At 58.4% G+C, this 558-nt stretch carries 1 protein-coding gene; it reads right to left on the bottom strand.

Going from position 1 to position 558, the window contains the following annotated elements:
- Positions 1 to 5 precede the first annotated feature (5 nt).
- Positions 6 to 434, bottom strand: coding sequence for a 50S ribosomal protein L13 (gene rplM / locus E2H86_RS25805; RefSeq protein ID WP_009239122.1), 429 nt, complete (start codon positions 432 to 434; stop codon positions 6 to 8).
- Positions 435 to 558: the final 124 nt, after the last annotated feature.

Genomic DNA, 558 nt, shown 5'->3' with positions numbered 1-558 from the left:
GCCCTTTAGATTTCCAGCGCTTTCGGCTGCTGAGCTTCGTGCGGATGCGAGCCTTCGGCGTAAACTTTCAGCTTCTTGATCATCGCGTAGCCCAGCGGACCCTTCGGCAGCATGCCCTTCACAGCCTTTTCCAGGGCACGGCCCGGGAAACGCTGCTGCATCTTGCCAAACGTCGTTTCGTAGATACCGCCCGGGTAACCCGAGTGGCGATAGTACTTCTTGTCGGTCGTCTTGGCGCCCGTCACGCGCAGCTTGGCTGCGTTGATGACGATGATGAAATCGCCGGTATCGACGTGCGGAGTGAATTCGGGCTTGTGCTTGCCGCGCAGTCGGTGTGCCACTTCGCTGGCGACACGCCCGAGGACCTTGTCCGTCGCGTCAATCACGTACCAATCGCGCTTCACCTCATGGGGCTTTGCGGAAAAGGTCTTCATGATTTTTCCAAATATTGAGTCAGTGCCCGAGTGGACCCGTATCGCGCTGAGAACTTGCGTTCAGACTGCTCACGAACGGATCGTCTTGCGGACGCCTGCGCAACCTCATGCAAGGTCATCGCCG

This window comes from Pseudomonas putida (genome assembly GCF_004357765.1).
GTDB classification, from domain to species: Bacteria; Pseudomonadota; Gammaproteobacteria; order Pseudomonadales; family Pseudomonadaceae; genus Aquipseudomonas; species Aquipseudomonas putida_U.
This window is presented reverse-complemented; position numbering and strand designations above follow the sequence as displayed.

What these genes read in the sequence shown, in the direction of transcription:
- rplM (WP_009239122.1), bottom strand. Translation starts at nt 434, where the DNA reads ATGAAGACCTTTTCCGCAAAGCCCCATGAGGTGAAGCGCGATTGGTAC.